The organism is Polaribacter litorisediminis (assembly GCF_019968605.1).
GTDB classification, from domain to species: Bacteria; Bacteroidota; Bacteroidia; order Flavobacteriales; family Flavobacteriaceae; genus Polaribacter; species Polaribacter litorisediminis.
Window position 1 is genome coordinate 3,816,067 of sequence record NZ_CP082966.1, and the last position, 15,413, is coordinate 3,831,479.

Genomic DNA, 15,413 nt, shown 5'->3' on the forward strand with positions numbered 1-15,413 from the left:
TAAAAGAGTGCTATAGAATTAAGAACTCTTCTCTTTAATCAAACTTAAAGCAACTGCCAAAATTCCTAAACCGATGGTAATATAAGAGTTGGTATTGTCTTGTACGCTAACTAAATCTATATCTCCAATAGAAACTTTAGTTTCTGGTATTACTAGGGTATAAATTCCGTAAACCAATAAAATAACACCTGCAAATAGTAAAACTGTTTTTATTGTTTTGTTCATGATTTTTTAGTTGTTTAAAGAGCAATGTATATTCAAATGGCGCCCAATTGGAAACCTTTCTCCGCTTTTAAAGGTAGTAAAAAAAATATCAAAGAAAAAAACCACGCAAATTGCGTGGTTTGTATGGTATAAAATAAATTAACCTATTGATTATAAATTAAAACCAATGTTAACGCCTAATTTATTGGCAATTATTTTGGTAATTCTAGATTTTACTTCTGGGATTTTTACGCTTTCTAAAACAGTATTTGCAAAAGCATACATTAATAAAGCTTTTCCTTCTTTTTGCGGAATTCCACGTTGTTGCATGTAAAACAATGCATTATCATCTAGTTGGCCAATGGTACAACCATGGGAACATTTTACATCATCAGCAAAAATTTCTAGTTGAGGTTTTGCATTGATTGTTGCTCTATCACTCACTAAAACATTGTTGTTTTTTTGATACGCATTTGTTTTTTGAGCTTCCTTATTTACAATTACTTTTCCGTTAAAAACCCCCGTAGAACGCTCATCATAAATTCCTTTATAATCTTGATGAGATTCGCAATTTGGCTCAATATGATGCACTAAAGTATGGTGGTCTACATGTTGTTTTCCTTCAAGAATGGTAACTCCTTTTAAAATAGAATCGATATGTTCTCCATTTTGATAGAAGTTTAAGTTATTTCTAGTAATATTTCCTCCAAAAGAAAATGTATGCACCGAGGCTACACTATTTGATCTTTGGTTGACGTATGTATTATCTATCAACGAAGCGTTTAAGTCATCATTTTGAATTTTATACACATCTACCGTAGCACTTTTTGCTGCATAAATTTCTGTAACCGAATTTGTTAAAACTGCGTTTGATGTTAAGCTTTGATGGCGTTCAATGATCTGAACATGAGAGTTTTCTTCAACCACAATTAAGTTCCGAGGCTGCGTCATTGTTGCATGTTCAGAGCCTGTTGTAAAATTGATAATTTGTATCGGTTTTTGAACCTCTATATTTTTAGGAATATAGATGTAAGCACCTTCTGTAGCAAATGCTGTATTTAAGCTTGTTAAATTATCTTGCTTTGCAATTTTGTTAAAATATTTATCAATAACCGCTTTGTATTTAGGTTTGTTTAAGGCTGATGACATTAGGCAAACATCAAAATTTTCATGTGTTGTTGCAGACAGAAAAGAGCTGTATTTGCCATCAATAAAAACTACTTTATACGCATCTATATCGTGAATAAAATATTTTTTTACATCTGCTAGTTCAACAGATCTTCCTCTATCAGGAAATATGCTAAAATCATTTTTTAAAATGCTATTTAACGAGGTATATTTCCAAGCCTCTAACTTTTTAGTTGGGAAACCCAACTTTTCAAAATTTTCTAAAGCTTTAGATCTAATTTCGTGAATATCAGAATTCATGTCCACTCCATTTTCAAAAGCGACGTAAGAAGATAATATTTTGTCTTTTAATTCCATTGTTGTTATGTTTCAGGTTTTAAGTTTCTTTTGTTTCAAGTGGTGCTACTTGAATTTAGTTCCTTTAAAATCCTTTTTATTTAGATAACTAATAAAGTTAGCTATCTTTTTACTTAGTTTTACACACTCGTCTACTAGTTTTTCCAAGTCTCTTTCAGATATATAGTTCGAATCAAAGAGACGATAACATTGAGATCGAGTTTCACCAACCTTTTGCGATGGATAAAAATTGTCTAAATTCTAGGTTTCCATCTCTTTCAAAACCTTCTGCAATATTGTCCATTATAGAACCTGAAGAAGATTTAATTTGGTCTTTAAATCTAAAGTCGTTTTTTAGCTCAGTACTTTTAGAAATTAGGATTATCTTTTTAGATAACAGTCTCGCCTCTTGCCATATTTCTAAATCTTCAAATCTTTTTATCGTCGCTAAAACGTGAAACTTTATACTAAAGAAACCTTTTAAACTATTTTAAACCAATTCTTGCTTCAACCAGTCATAGCCTTTTGCTTCTAATTCTAAAGCCAAAGAAGCATCACCTGTTTTTACGATTTTACCATCGTGCAAAACGTGTACAAAATCAGGAACAATATAATCTAATAAACGTTGATAATGAGTAATCACAATCACTGCATTGTCTTTAGATTTTAGTTTGTTTACGCCATTGGCAACAATACGCAAAGCATCAATATCTAAACCAGAATCTGTTTCGTCTAAAATGGCTAATTTTGGTTCTAACATTGCCATTTGAAAGATTTCATTCCGTTTCTTTTCTCCACCAGAAAAACCTTCGTTTAAAGAACGTGATAAAAATTTACGGTCTATTTCTAACAATTCAGATTTTTCACGAATCATTTTCAGCATATCTTTGGCAGGCATGTCTTCTAAACCTTTGGCTTTACGAGTTTCGTTAATAGCAGTTTTTATAAAGTTGGTTACAGAAACTCCAGGAATTTCTACCGGATATTGAAAAGATAAAAACACACCGTTATGAGCTCTTTCTTCAGGAGCCAATTCACTAATATCTTCATCGTTTAATTCTATGATTCCGTTAGAAACTTCATACTCTTCCTTACCCGCAATGATGTTTGCCAAGGTACTTTTTCCTGCACCATTTGGTCCCATAATTGCATGAACCTCTCCTGCTTTCACCTCTAAATTTAATCCTTTTAAAATTGATTTTCCTTCAATAGAAGCGTGTAAATTGTTGATTTTTAACATGATATAAATATCTTATTTTTTATACTTTTTAATTTCTAAATATCTTTGGGGAACCTCAATAGCCTATCCTACAGAACCTTCTAAACTAATTTCTAGTAATTTTTGAGCCTCCACAGCAAATTCCATCGGCAGTTTATTAAGCACTTCTTTACTGAATCCGTTTACGATTAGCGCGATTGCTTTTTCAGTATCAATGCCTCGTTGATTGCAATAAAACAATTGCTCTTCACCAATTTTACTGGTAGTTGCTTCATGTTCTACTTGGGCTGTTTTATTTTTAACTTCGATATAAGGAAACGTGTGTGCACCACAAGCATTACCCATTAATAAAGAATCACACTGAGAAAAGTTACGGGCATTTTCTGCTCTTGCATTTATTTGTACTAAACCTCTGTAGGAATTTTGTGAATTTCCGGCAGAAATACCTTTAGAAATAATGGTCGATTTGGTGTTTTTCCCCAAATGAATCATTTTTGTTCCTGTATCTGCTTGTTGATGATTGTTGGTTACTGCAATCGAATAAAATTCACCGATAGAATTGTTTCCTTTTAAAACACAACTTGGGTATTTCCAAGTTACAGCAGAACCCGTTTCTACTTGCGTCCAAGAAATTTTTGCGTTGGTTTCACACAAACCTCTCTTGGTTACAAAATTGTAAACGCCTCCTTTACCTTCTTTGTTACCTGGATACCAGTTTTGTACTGTAGAATATTTAATTTCTGCATCGTCCATGGCAATGAGCTCCACAACCGCCGCATGCAATTGATTTTCATCTCTACTTGGCGCTGTACAGCCTTCTAAATAAGAAACATAACTACCTTTATCTGCAACCACAAGCGTTCTTTCAAACTGCCCTGTTCCGCCTTCATTAATTCTAAAATAGGTTGATAATTCCATTGGGCAACGAACACCTTTTGGAATGTAACAGAAAGATCCGTCAGAAAAAACTGCCGAGTTTAATGCTGCATAAAAGTTATCGCTTGTTGGTACAATTGTTCCTAAATATTTTCGAACTAATTCTGGGTGTTCTTGAATTGCTTCAGAAATTGGCATAAAAATAATTCCTTTTTCGCCCAAGGTTTTCTTAAATGTAGTGGCAACAGAAACAGAATCCATGACGATATCTACCGCCACATTGGCTAATTTCTTTTGTTCGTCTAAAGAAATTCCTAAACGTTTAAAAGTGTCTAACAATTCAGGGTCCACTTCATCTAAAGAGTTTAATTTTGGTTTCTTTTTTGGAGCAGAATAATAAGCAATGTCTTGAAATTTTGGCTTTTCATAATGCACATTTGCCCATTCTGGTTCTTCCATTTTTTCCCAAACTCTGTAAGCTTCCAAACGCCAGTTTGTCATCCATTCTGGCTCGTTTTTCTTTTTAGAAATTGCTCTCACAACATCTTCACTTAAACCTATTGGAAATGTATCACTTTCTATATCTGTATAAAAACCATAGGCATATTCTTTGGTTTTTAATTCTAATTCTAAATCGTCTTCGGTATACTTCATAGTTCAAAGTTTTGAATTTAAAGTTTAAAGTTGTGCTTATTAGCTTTTGTATTTGCTTCCTTTAAGTTCACTTTTCTTTAAATAATTTATAAATTCACCAATCATCTTGCTTAAAACCAATGATTGTTCTTTTAAGTTATTAAAATCTTTTTCATTAATATAATTCCTATTAAAAACTCTATATAATTGAGACCTTGTTTCTCCACAAGATGCTTTTGCGATTGATAAAAATTGAATAAACTCTTTGTTCCCATTTCTTTCAAATCCTTCTGCAATATTGTCCATGACTGAACCAGAAGAACCATCAATTTAATTATATAATCTGTAATCTTTTTTTAATCCTGTATTATTTGCGACCGTATTAATATCATTACAAAGAATTCTGGAAAGTTTCCAAATTTCTAAATCTTCAAATATTTTAACAGTAGCCATAACTTTAAATCTTAAACCTTAAATTTTAAACTTGTTTACAGAGAGAATGATTCCCCACATCCACAAGTTCTGTTGGCATTCGGGTTGTTAAAAACAAAACCTTTTCCGTTTAAACCACCTGAATATTCTAAGGTTGTGCCAATTAAATATAAAAAGCTTTTTTTATCAACAATAATTTTTACGTTATTTTCCTCAAAAAGCTTATCGTTTTCGGATTGTTTGTTATCGAAAGTTAAATCATAAGATAACCCCGAACACCCACCGCTTTTTACGCCCACTCTTACAAAATCGGTTGTAGCGTCAAAGCCATCATCAGTCATTAATTCTATGACTTTTTTCTTTGCTGTGTCTGAAACTTTTATCATATCTTTAAATAGATTAAATCTAAATTGTGGGCAAATATACGATATAAGTTGATAAATAAAGTTAAACTTTCATTAACAAAGCTAATAAACCTATTGGCTTTATTGATTATTCTTGAAGTGCAGAATTATTGATAAAATCGAAGTCTGAAAGCGACAATAAAAAGGCTTTTAAGTCTGCTTTTTCTTCATCAGAGAGTTGCACGCCACCTTCGTTTACTTTTTTCATTAAAGGGTCTATTGTTGATGAGGGTTGCAGCCCTTCTGAATAATGATTGATGACTTCTTCTAAAGTTGTAAACCTGCCATCATGCATATAAGGTGCTGTAAAAGCTAAATTTCTGATGGATGGTGATTTAAATTTTCCATGATCTGCAGGATCTCCGGTTACGGCGCCTAAACCTACATCAGAAAAACTGGAGTCTAAACCATTATTATGAAATTGGTTATCGGTCCATAAAGGATTGTTGTTACTGCCATGGCAATGAAAACAATCGCCTTTGGCTTCATCCATAAAAATATTGAAACCGTTTTGTTCTTGCGGGGTTAAAGTAGTTTCCCCTCTTAAATATTGATCAAATTTTGAGTTTCCAGAAATAATGGTTCTTTCAAATTGTGCAAGGGCTTTGGTTACTGCTACTGAGTCTATTTCTAAATTTCCGAAAGCTTGTAAAAATAAGGTTGGGTATTCTGGATGATTTTGCAATCTTCTTTCAACATCTTTCCAATTTGCATGCATCTCTATAGGATTTGAAACAGGCTCAAAAGCTTGTTTTTCTAAACTAAATTCTTTTCCGTCCCAATTAAAGAGTTCGTCAAAATTCCAAGCTAAATTAAACAAGGGCATGGCGTTTCTAAAGCCAAGTTTATCGTCAATTCCGTTGCTAAATTGTTGATTCTCTGCAAATGCATTTTGAGGATTGTGGCAACTTGCACAAGATTGAGTTTCATCACCGGAAAGAATTTTATCAAAGAATAACTTTTTTCCTAAAGCAATACCTTCTTCTGTTAAAGGATTGTTTGCTGGGATTACAGGGGCAATTAATTTATCTGCAAATAATTGAGGAACTTCTAAAGTGTATGAAATAGGTGTATAGATTTCTTCTTCTTTGGATGCGCAACGCATCAAAAGAAAAAAGCAAAGAAGAAATAGATACTTTTTGAACATGTTATTTTTTGGTATTAACGAATTTAAAATCCCAATATTAGGGTGTTACAACTCCAACAGAAAACACGCTTTTACCATTATCACTCATCATTTTTTGCGCTTCAAAATTAGGCATTAAAACAGTGTTTAGTTCGTTTAAATTCCAAGAATTAGGATTTTTAAACCATTCTGCGATATTCATTTTAATTTCTATGGTCGTATCATTTTTTAAATCGAAAGTTCCCATATCAACCTCAAAAGAAGTGTCTTGAAAAATTAAATTAGCAGGATCTGTTCTGTTTACAGCTCTAATGGCATGATAATTAAAGTTGGCATCAGCATTATTGGTGTCTTTGTATTTACCATCAAACTGCATGTAATGATAGCCACCTCCTAACATTCCTGGAACATTGAAAGAAACCGAATTTAAATCTTGATACACACCATCGATGTTGTTTGCATCTGTAAAACCAAACGTAAATTGTAAGAAATTAGAACCTTGCGGAATCTCTTCAAAAGTAAGTTCAGAACCCGTATTTTCTCCAATATTGATCAAATGATAATTTTTGATTACACTCCCTACAGAAAAAGTAGAAAGTACATATCTTAATTTTTCGATACTGACAGTTTCTCCATTTTGAGTGGTGAATTTAAAATTATTAAAATCGGATGAAGTTACTGGAATACCATCCCAATTTTGGGTAAATTTAAAAGTAACCTTTACAGGTTCAAAGTTTACACAGCAATCTGTTTTTTCATCACAAGAAGAAAAAACAAGTAGTATTAAAAATGTGCTAATTATTTTTTTCATAATCTATTTTATTTTGATGATAAGCCCGTCTGAAAACCCTTTATTTTCCGTAATATCTCCGTTATTGCTGGTACTTTCCCCAACTGCGATGACGGATTGATTGTTCAGTGTAATGACATCAAATAACAAATCATTTTCTAAACCTCCAATAAATTTTTGCCAAAGAATAGTTCCGTTTGCATCTACTTTTAAAACCCAAGCATCATTTTGACCTTGATTGGTAAAACTGGCATCAGAACTTCTAGAATTTCCTGCGATGATAAAGCCATTATCGGCTGTTTTAGAAATGGCACGGGCTACATCAAAACTAGAGGCTCCCAAGGTTTTTTCCCAAATTAAATCTCCATCGGGAGTAATTTTAACCATCCATAAATCTGCACCACCCTTGTTGTTGCTCACATCTTTGTCAGAACTTCTAGTATCACCCACCACCATAAAATTACCATCATTCGTGGCTGAAATAGCCCTTGCTTCGTCAATTTCTGAACCTCCAAAACTTTTCTCCCAAATTAAACTTCCATCCGAAGCTATTTTTAGAATCCAGAAATCATATCCGCCTTTAGGGTTAGAAATATTAAAATCTTCACTGTCTGAAGAAGCCGCAATTATATAATTGCCGTCCGCAGTTTCTACAGCACCAAAAGGTGTATCTGTAAAAGAGCCTCCATAATAGTTGCTCCATTCTAAATCTCCAGAATTGTTTAGTTTTAATGCCCAAATATCGCCGCCAGCATGTTTTTGAGCTGCTTTAGAATTCCCTTGTCCGTTGGATGCCGAAACATCTAGAACGCCGGTAATAAGATAGCCGTTATCTTGGGTTTGTAGTAAGGCGCTTCCAAAATCTGCGCCAGCATATCCAAATGTTTTTTGCCATAACACAGTGCCATTTTCACTAATTTTAAGTAGCCAAAAATCTTGAGCACCGGCATTAGAAGTAACATCATTATCAGAACTTTTGCTGTAGCCAAGAAGTGCGAAACCACCATCGGAAGTGGCAATTATATCTGCACCTCGATCATCATCTGAACCTCCAAAAGTTTTGGACCAAAGTAACGTGTCATCCGAAGAAAATTTTAGCACCCAAAAATCAAAACTTTCGTTGGTTTTTGTAGTGATATCAAAATCATTACTTTGTGTGTAGCCTAAAATTGCGTAACCACCATCCGAAGTTTTTACAACCGATTGATGACGATCATTTTTAGAACCTCCAAAGGTTTTTGTAAATTCAATGGTATTGGAATTTATGGATGGATTTTCTGTTAAATCGTCTTTTGAACAATAAATGAAGAGTGTTAGTATTACAATGTAGCAAATTTTTTTCATCGATTGGTTACCATTATTATTCTGATTTTTTAATCAGAAACAATCCTCTTTCAATGTCACTGATGACAATGACATTGCTTTCAAAATAGGGATATACATTCCAAGCTCCGTTAAATTGTGCCAAATTATTTGTTGGGTGTGTGTCGAAAAAACCAACTTCTGTCATTATTTTATTTTCAATGTCAGAAATATCTAGCATCCTAACACCTGCGGTATAATTTGCTTGATAATAGATATTATCTTTTACATAGCCGTTATGGTCGATGGCATCTGTGGTTCCTAAATATTCGAAATGAAGTTTAGGGTTGTCTAAGTCTTTAAAATCAAAAATAATACTCCTGGTTTTGTTTCCTAGACGAAATTCATCTAGTTCATCCCCCAAAATAAAATAGTTAAAATCTTCGGTGAACCATCCTTGATGCGTATAACGCACATTTGAGTAACTGATTGCTGATAACTGAATAGGATTGCTTTTATCAGAAATATCTACAATTACAACTTCCGTTTCATTGCTACCAATTAAAATTTCTTTGCCCACATGTTCTGTGTCAGGTCCGTTGTAAGTTACTACTTGCGCATCGTGCGCATAATTGGTAAACCCACCTTCATCGATTGGATTGAGAGCGTCTTGAATATTAATAAACAATGGGCCGCCTTTATAGGTACCATTTCTGCTAGTGCCCACAGGATATGCATATCCATTATCCTCATTAATAACTACGTTGTGAGCACTGCCAAAGTTTGTAAAGGTAAAATCTGGAGAAAAAACTTGTGGCGGATTTGCAACCCCTCTTAATCGCGTTAAATCGAAAACTTGCATTCCGTGATCATTGGCTTCACTTACAATAAAAGCATGATTGTTATATACTTTTACATCTCTCCAATCGCTATTAACAGTTTCTGTAGGTAAAAACCCAACGACAAAAGGTTCTGTTGGTGTGCTAATATCTACCATTGATACCCCTGTGTTTAAGCAGATAAGTGCATATTCTTTATTGTTCGTTGGGTCTGTCCAACCCCAAGAATCACTCCCGCTTAAATTATTAGGTGGCGTATTAGACAAATCTAAACCGTTTAAATCTATTTGCGCCAATAAATCATAGCCATCACAAGGATAACCGTCAGCTACACCGTTTACGCATTTTCCTTTTACATCTTCGGGAACTTCTGGAACTTCAGGTGAAATCGTTGGAGTTTCAACATCATTTTTGGAGCAACTTAGTGCTACCAAGACAAACAAAAAAAGAATTCTTTTAATCATTATATTTTTTTAGAAATTAGTTTAATTATGCAAAACTAAGAACATAGGAATACTGTTTTTAGTATTGCATGCAATTTTCAGTTCAAAAATAATGTTTTATAATTTGAATTCTTAAAAAATCTCTGTTAAAGTAGGTCTTTCAATTTTTAGATTGTAACTATCTTTGCAGTATGTTAGAAGACAAAAACCAAAGTAAAACATCGTTGGCTGAATTAGGAGAATTTGGCCTGATCAATCATATTACAAAATATTTTAAAGTGGCAAATTCATCTACGATTAAGGGTGTTGGAGATGATGCAGCTGTTTTAGATGCATCTGAAAAACAAACTTTAGTCACCACAGATTTGTTGATAGAGGGTGTGCATTTCGATTTAAGTTATATGCCATTAAAGCATTTAGGATACAAATCAGTGATGGTAAATTTATCGGATGTGTATGCCATGAATGGTGTTGCAGAACAAATTACGGTTTCTATTGCGGTTTCTAATCGTTTTCCTTTAGAAGCAATTGAAGAATTGTATGCAGGAATTCAGTTGGCTTGTGAAACGTATCAAGTGGATTTAATTGGTGGAGATACCACCTCATCTACCAAAGGAATTTTAATTTCTGTGACTGCCATTGGTAAAGCCAATAAAGAGGATGTGGTGTATAGAAACACTGCCAAAGAAACCGATTTAATTGTGGTTTCTGGTGATTTAGGCGCGGCATATTTAGGCTTACAAGTGTTAGAAAGAGAAAAACAGGTTTTTAAAGTTGACCCAAACAATCAGCCAGATTTAGACAATTACACCTATTTAATTGAACGTCAATTAAAACCTGAAGCAAGAAAAGATATTGCAGGTATTTTAAAAGAATTAGAAGTAAAACCAACGAGTATGATAGATATCTCTGATGGATTATCTTCAGAGCTTTTTCATATTTGCACACAAAGCAAAGTAGGTTGTAAAGTGTATGAAGATAAATTGCCTTTAGATCCGCAAGTAATTGCTACTTGTGAGGAGTTTGAACTAGATTCTACCATGGTGGCTTTAAGTGGAGGTGAAGATTATGAACTTTTATTTACAGTGCCAATTGCTGATTTTGATAAGATAAAGGGAAATCCACATTTTTCGATTATTGGGCATGTTACTGCAGAAAACCAAGGTTTGCAATTAATTACAAGAGCTGGTCAAGAAATTGAGTTGAAGGCTCAAGGTTGGAATGCGATGAAGAATGAGTAAAAAGTTGTAGTTCTGACAAAAATATTGAAGAACTTACTTCTGATTAATATTCCATCTGTAACCAAAATTTAAAATCCAATGAGTGGCAAGCTCTGAATCTGAAGAACTAAATGGATTAAACTCTATAGAAGTAATCCAGTATCCCTTTTTGCTAGGTTTAAAACTAGATTGTAAGTAAAATTGAAAAGGAAAAGGTCTTACCCCAACAATTACGTTAATATCATTAAATTTTTTACCAACTCCTATTTTACCAGTTACAATTGTTGGAAGTGCAAAACCTGCTTGATATTCAAAAATTGTGTTGTTTTCATTAATGAATGTTTTACCCCAAAGGAATGACGTACCAGGAAATACAAGATCACTAACCGAAGCAAGCCCAAAATTCCATTCTTTAAAAGAATGCTTAGTCTTGCCTATACTTGGTTCCTGTGCACTAACTGTTTTAAACAAAAAAAATGACAAAAAAGCGAAAAGCATTAGTTTTTTCATAGCAATAAGTTTTTTGAAAGTTACTTAATTTTTTCTGCTTGACCTATCTTTTCTTAAGTTTGTTTTTTTAAGCAAATTTTAATTTTTTCAAAAAAGAGTTCTAATAATCTTGCTTTTATCAAAATGAGCATCTGTTTATGCCTTCAGCAAAAATCTTGTTAAATTTTGATTTCAGTCTAAATCTAATATTTTAGGGTTAAAAGGCATTGTAATTGAGCTTGGTTTCCGTATATCATAATTATTACAATTGCTTTTTTGTGCGTTTATATTAGCATCAAATAGCACAATTATAGCAGTAAAAACAATGTTCAGATAAGAATGTAATTTCATTTTAAACCTGTATGCGTACTCATAATTATTACTATTAGATTTACAAAGGTGATTTTTTATGTTGATGATTCTAATATACAAATTTTATTTTACTTGTTAATAAAAGGAAACACAAACCTCTATAGTATTAGCTATATTACTGCCGAAAACCAAGGTTTACAATTGGTTACAAGAGCAAATCAAGAAATTGAGTTGAAGACTCAGGGTTGGAATGGTTTGAAAAATATGTAGTTAATATTCTTTAGGTTCTTTTCTTGCATAGCGTATTCTAATAATAAATATTGCTATTGTCTCTATAATATAAGAAATTCTGTAACTATGCTTTTCGTAAGCTCTAATATTTCCTTTATTGTTTGTTTTTAGAGCATCTAATTTATAGATTTCTGCATTTTCAGCGAGTATTGTAGTGGATTCGTAAATTTCACCAATTACTCTCGCTGTTATTCCAAGAGACTCCGTTTGCTCTAATAACGCTAGAAAAGCGTTATTTAAATCCGCATCAGCTTGGTGAGTCCAAATTATTGTTCTGACCATTTTTTAATACGTTCGCCCATTTGCTGATGTGTATAGGTTTCTCCTGTTTTAATCTGAGCAATAGAAGTATCTAATTCTTTATTATATTGATGAATATCAATTCTTTTTGAAGCTACTTTTTTCCTGCTTTTAAGCATTTTTTTAAAAACTTCAATAAGTGCTGGGTCTTCTAATTCTTGAAGTTCTTTTTGTATCCATTTTAAATCTGCTTGCGTACTCATAATTATTACTATTAGATTTACAAAGGTAATTTTTTATGTTGATGATTCTAATATACAAATTTTATTTTACTTGTTAATAAAAGGAAACACAAACCTCTATAGTATTAGCTATATTACTACCGAAAACCAAGGTTTACAATTGATTACAAGAGCTAATCAAGAAATTGAGTTGAAAGCTAAGGGGTGGAATGGATTGAAAGGAGAGTAAAAATTACATACAAAGAGACTGTATAAAAAGTATTAAAATTTGTCATTTCTACAATGGATAAATCCTATTTTTCGGAAATCAATTATATAGATTTTCGACTTCGCTCTAAATAACATTTAAATTAACTTTTCAGACAGCCTCTTTTGTTTTTACAGAAAGTTTTAATTACTTCTTCTTTGCTCATCATCATTACTAAAACGTCTGTTTTTAACATTCACTTTTTTGTTTCCAAAATCGTAAGAAAGCGATACTCTAAAATTTCTAGAACTAGCATTTTGAAAATAACTTTGATCAATACCACTTACTGTAGAATTATAATCTCTTAAACTTCCTGTATCTAAAACATCACTAAATAGCATAGATAATTTTATGTTGTTTTTAAAACTATGTTGCAAACCAAATGATAAGTGAAACATTTGTCCAAGGCTAAACAAACCATCATTATGAAAAGAACTGTACCAAGCATTTGCTTGCAATTTTGTGTTTTCAGTTAGCGAAAATGTGTTGTTAGATTCAGCGTAAAATTGAACTCCATTATTAATTTCTGCATCAATATTTTTTGTTAGTTCTGTAATATATACCAATAACCTTGCATCATTCTGGATTTTCCACCAGGAAAATGGACTGTATGAAAAACTTTCTTGTAATTGATACGTATACTGTTTAAAATAGTTTTCTCTAGTTACAATTTGATCTTGGTTTACAACATCTGTATTAAAAAATACTCCAAAACCATCTGTTGTAATGTTTAGCGAAAAACTTGTACCCCAATTGTTTTTATACAAATGCGAAATCTCAAAATTATCTGAAAAAGACGGCTGTAAAAACGGATTACCAACGCTGTAACTGTTATCGTTAATGTAAAAACGAAACGGATTTAAATCTCTAAAATTCGGTCTATTGATTCTTTTTCCATAAGAAAAATTGAAGTTGTTGTTTTCGTTTTTTGCATAAGATAAAAACAAAGTAGGAAAAAATTTACTGTAATTATTTATGTTTTCCTGATTCATATCTGCGCTTATTCCTGTGGTTTTTGTGTCTTCAAAACGCAACCCAAATTGCATCGTTAATTTGTCGTTTAATTTTGTGTTTCCAGAAAAATAAGTCGCTAAAACATTTTCTTTATATTTAAAATCTGTAGATTGATTTTGATCTAAAATTGGAGACCCAAAAAATGTATCAAAAAACAAAACACCACTATCTGTATTGGTAAAACTTGCTTTAATGCCATAAGAAAGATTTACTTTTTCAAATGGAAGGTTCATATCTAATTGAGAACTAAAATTGTCTATTTTTTGATTAGAAATGTTTAAAGCTGATGAACTTATGCCTTGAGAATTACCCAGAATGTCAAATTGTTCTGTATTGAAATCTAAATTTCTATTAGAAGTAAATGTAAAATAATCCGCATCAAAAGAAACTTGTTTTCCTAAGGAATCTAGTTTAGAAATAATATGAAAATTTACAGAACGATTGTTGTTGTCAACGTCATTTAGCGCATTGTTTTTTAAAGTTCTTTCTAAATTATTATTGGTATCAAAAATGGTTGAGGTAGTTGTAGCTTCCAAACCTGGTTTTGTATTATTTCCTAAATATTGTACACCAAAAGAGGTGTTATCGGAAACAGCATAATCAAACAAAAAACGTCCGGATAATTGATCATTTTGTTGTTTTCCATCAATGTCAATATCCCAAATATTTGTAGGATATGCTATTTCTAACCCTTCTAAATTTTCATAATCTCCTAGACTTACATTTACGCTTGCAGAAAATGAAACCTTATTTTTATTGTAGAAAAAATTGTTGTTTAAGGTTGTAAAATTATATTTATTTTGATTGTAAGAAATTGTTGTTGCGTTTTTCCAAGAATTTTGTACCCCTTTCTTTAAAATAATATTGATTAAACCTCCATTTCCTGATGCGTCATATTTTGCTGGTGGATTTGTAATGACTTCAATTTTTACAATATCGCTAGCGGATAATCCACTTAAAAATGCCACTAAGTCATCTCCAGCTAATGGAGATAATCTTCCATTAATCATTACTTGTGTTGCTCCTCTTCCTAAAATAGACAATTGATTATTTTGCAATTGTATGCCTGGAGTTACTCTTAATACATCAACACCATTTCCACCAACAGCAGCAATACTTTTATCTACATTAAAAACCAACCGATCTATTTTTCTTTCGATAACACTTTTTTCAGTTTTTATCAAAACTTCATCTAAAGCTTGTGCGTTTTCTTCGAGAAGAATTGTTCCTAAATCTAGGTTTGAAGCTACATTTATTTCATTTTTAAAGTTTTTATATCCTAAAAAACTAATTTCTAACGTGTAGGTTCCCTTTGGTATTTTTAGTTCAAAAGTTCCTGCATCGTTGGTTGTAGTTCCTGCAATTATTTTTTGATTGTTGTCTTTTAAAATAACATTTGCAAACGGAATAACTTCTGTTTTGTCTGTTACTTTTCCTGTAATCGTTTGTGCAGTTATTATTCCACTGAATAAAAAAGCAATCATAATTAAAACTTTTTTCATATTTGTTTTCATCGGTTTTGTTTTCGTTGATACAAATGTGCAACAGAAAAGAATTTTATGCGACCGAAAGCACAAAGTCGAACGAATTTCTAAAAAAGAAATCAGTTCGACTTTATTTTACAAA

Annotated in this window: 14 protein-coding genes and 2 pseudogenes; 1 reads left to right on the forward strand and 15 read right to left on the reverse strand. The window is 32.2% G+C overall.

What is annotated here, in order from left to right; translation table 11 throughout:
- Positions 1-18 precede the first annotated feature (18 nt).
- The 11 genes and pseudogenes from K8354_RS16385 to K8354_RS16435 all read right to left on the reverse strand — a co-directional run bounded on the left by K8354_RS16385 (position 19) and on the right by K8354_RS16435 (position 9,753).
- The gene (locus tag K8354_RS16385) at positions 19-225 is read right to left on the reverse strand and encodes a hypothetical protein (RefSeq protein ID WP_223443147.1); all 207 of its coding nucleotides are present in this window, start codon (positions 223-225) and stop codon (positions 19-21) included.
- Positions 226-375: 150 nt separating this feature from the next.
- The gene (sufD, locus tag K8354_RS16390) at positions 376-1,689 is read right to left on the reverse strand and encodes a Fe-S cluster assembly protein SufD (RefSeq protein ID WP_223443150.1); all 1,314 of its coding nucleotides are present in this window, start codon (positions 1,687-1,689) and stop codon (positions 376-378) included.
- Positions 1,690-1,734: 45 nt separating this feature from the next.
- A pseudogene (locus K8354_RS16395) lies at positions 1,735-2,134 on the reverse strand (four helix bundle protein).
- 24 nt (positions 2,135-2,158) lie between these two features.
- Positions 2,159-2,908, reverse strand: a complete 750-nt coding sequence (gene sufC, locus K8354_RS16400) for a Fe-S cluster assembly ATPase SufC (protein ID WP_223443154.1) — start codon at positions 2,906-2,908, stop codon at positions 2,159-2,161.
- A gap of 63 nt (positions 2,909-2,971) precedes the next feature.
- Positions 2,972-4,417 carry a Fe-S cluster assembly protein SufB gene (sufB, locus tag K8354_RS16405; RefSeq protein WP_223443157.1) on the reverse strand — a complete coding sequence of 482 codons (1,446 nt, stop codon included), beginning with the start codon at positions 4,415-4,417 and terminating at the stop codon, positions 2,972-2,974.
- Between the two features lie 39 nt (positions 4,418-4,456).
- A pseudogene (locus K8354_RS16410) lies at positions 4,457-4,849 on the reverse strand (four helix bundle protein).
- 35 nt (positions 4,850-4,884) lie between these two features.
- Entirely contained in the window at positions 4,885-5,214 is a 330-nt protein-coding gene (locus tag K8354_RS16415; RefSeq protein WP_223443160.1) for a HesB/IscA family protein, read from the reverse strand.
- 106 nt (positions 5,215-5,320) lie between these two features.
- Positions 5,321-6,379, reverse strand: coding sequence for a cytochrome-c peroxidase (locus tag K8354_RS16420; RefSeq protein ID WP_223443163.1), 1,059 nt, complete (start codon positions 6,377-6,379; stop codon positions 5,321-5,323).
- A 37-nt stretch (positions 6,380-6,416) separates the two neighbouring features.
- Positions 6,417-7,169, reverse strand: a complete 753-nt coding sequence (locus tag K8354_RS16425) for an MbnP family protein (protein WP_223443166.1) — start codon at positions 7,167-7,169, stop codon at positions 6,417-6,419.
- A gap of 3 nt (positions 7,170-7,172) precedes the next feature.
- Positions 7,173-8,492 carry a hypothetical protein gene (locus K8354_RS16430; RefSeq protein ID WP_223443170.1) on the reverse strand — a complete coding sequence of 440 codons (1,320 nt, stop codon included), beginning with the start codon at positions 8,490-8,492 and terminating at the stop codon, positions 7,173-7,175.
- Between the two features lie 16 nt (positions 8,493-8,508).
- A complete protein-coding gene (locus K8354_RS16435; RefSeq protein WP_223443173.1) occupies positions 8,509-9,753 on the reverse strand; it encodes a choice-of-anchor B family protein in 1,245 nt (414 codons plus the stop codon).
- Positions 9,754-9,923: 170 nt separating this feature from the next.
- On the opposite strand from K8354_RS16435, the gene thiL reads away from it, so the two are divergent.
- A complete protein-coding gene (gene thiL / locus K8354_RS16440) occupies positions 9,924-10,973 on the forward strand; it encodes a thiamine-phosphate kinase (RefSeq protein ID WP_223443177.1) in 1,050 nt (349 codons plus the stop codon).
- Positions 10,974-11,006: 33 nt separating this feature from the next.
- On the opposite strand, the gene K8354_RS16445 is transcribed toward thiL, so the two are convergent.
- The 4 genes from K8354_RS16445 to K8354_RS16460 all read right to left on the reverse strand — a co-directional run bounded on the left by K8354_RS16445 (position 11,007) and on the right by K8354_RS16460 (position 15,289).
- Positions 11,007-11,462, reverse strand: coding sequence for a hypothetical protein (locus K8354_RS16445; protein ID WP_223443180.1), 456 nt, complete (start codon positions 11,460-11,462; stop codon positions 11,007-11,009).
- A 561-nt stretch (positions 11,463-12,023) separates the two neighbouring features.
- On the reverse strand, positions 12,024-12,326 hold the full coding sequence (locus tag K8354_RS16450) for a type II toxin-antitoxin system RelE/ParE family toxin (RefSeq protein WP_223443195.1): 303 nt from the start codon (positions 12,324-12,326) through the stop codon (positions 12,024-12,026).
- Positions 12,311-12,547, reverse strand: coding sequence for a hypothetical protein (locus K8354_RS16455; RefSeq protein ID WP_223443198.1), 237 nt, complete (start codon positions 12,545-12,547; stop codon positions 12,311-12,313). Before K8354_RS16455 ends, K8354_RS16450 begins: the two co-directional genes overlap by 16 nt.
- Before the next feature lie 369 nt (positions 12,548-12,916).
- Positions 12,917-15,289 (reverse strand): TonB-dependent receptor, encoded by a 2,373-nt coding sequence (locus K8354_RS16460; protein WP_223443216.1) that lies wholly within the window; start codon positions 15,287-15,289, stop codon positions 12,917-12,919.
- Positions 15,290-15,413: the final 124 nt, after the last annotated feature.

What these genes read in the sequence shown, in the direction of transcription:
- K8354_RS16385 (WP_223443147.1), bottom strand. Translation starts at nt 225, where the DNA reads ATGAACAAAACAATAAAAACAGTTTTACTATTTGCAGGTGTTATTTTA.
- sufD (WP_223443150.1), bottom strand. Translation starts at nt 1,689, where the DNA reads ATGGAATTAAAAGACAAAATATTATCTTCTTACGTCGCTTTTGAAAAT.
- sufC (WP_223443154.1), bottom strand. Translation starts at nt 2,908, where the DNA reads ATGTTAAAAATCAACAATTTACACGCTTCTATTGAAGGAAAATCAATT.
- sufB (WP_223443157.1), bottom strand. Translation starts at nt 4,417, where the DNA reads ATGAAGTATACCGAAGACGATTTAGAATTAGAATTAAAAACCAAAGAA.
- K8354_RS16415 (WP_223443160.1), bottom strand. Translation starts at nt 5,214, where the DNA reads ATGATAAAAGTTTCAGACACAGCAAAGAAAAAAGTCATAGAATTAATG.
- K8354_RS16420 (WP_223443163.1), bottom strand. Translation starts at nt 6,379, where the DNA reads ATGTTCAAAAAGTATCTATTTCTTCTTTGCTTTTTTCTTTTGATGCGT.
- K8354_RS16425 (WP_223443166.1), bottom strand. Translation starts at nt 7,169, where the DNA reads ATGAAAAAAATAATTAGCACATTTTTAATACTACTTGTTTTTTCTTCT.
- K8354_RS16430 (WP_223443170.1), bottom strand. Translation starts at nt 8,492, where the DNA reads ATGAAAAAAATTTGCTACATTGTAATACTAACACTCTTCATTTATTGT.
- K8354_RS16435 (WP_223443173.1), bottom strand. Translation starts at nt 9,753, where the DNA reads ATGATTAAAAGAATTCTTTTTTTGTTTGTCTTGGTAGCACTAAGTTGC.
- thiL (WP_223443177.1), top strand. Translation starts at nt 9,924, where the DNA reads ATGTTAGAAGACAAAAACCAAAGTAAAACATCGTTGGCTGAATTAGGA.
- K8354_RS16445 (WP_223443180.1), bottom strand. Translation starts at nt 11,462, where the DNA reads ATGAAAAAACTAATGCTTTTCGCTTTTTTGTCATTTTTTTTGTTTAAA.
- K8354_RS16450 (WP_223443195.1), bottom strand. Translation starts at nt 12,326, where the DNA reads ATGGTCAGAACAATAATTTGGACTCACCAAGCTGATGCGGATTTAAAT.
- K8354_RS16455 (WP_223443198.1), bottom strand. Translation starts at nt 12,547, where the DNA reads ATGAGTACGCAAGCAGATTTAAAATGGATACAAAAAGAACTTCAAGAA.
- K8354_RS16460 (WP_223443216.1), bottom strand. Translation starts at nt 15,289, where the DNA reads ATGAAAAAAGTTTTAATTATGATTGCTTTTTTATTCAGTGGAATAATA.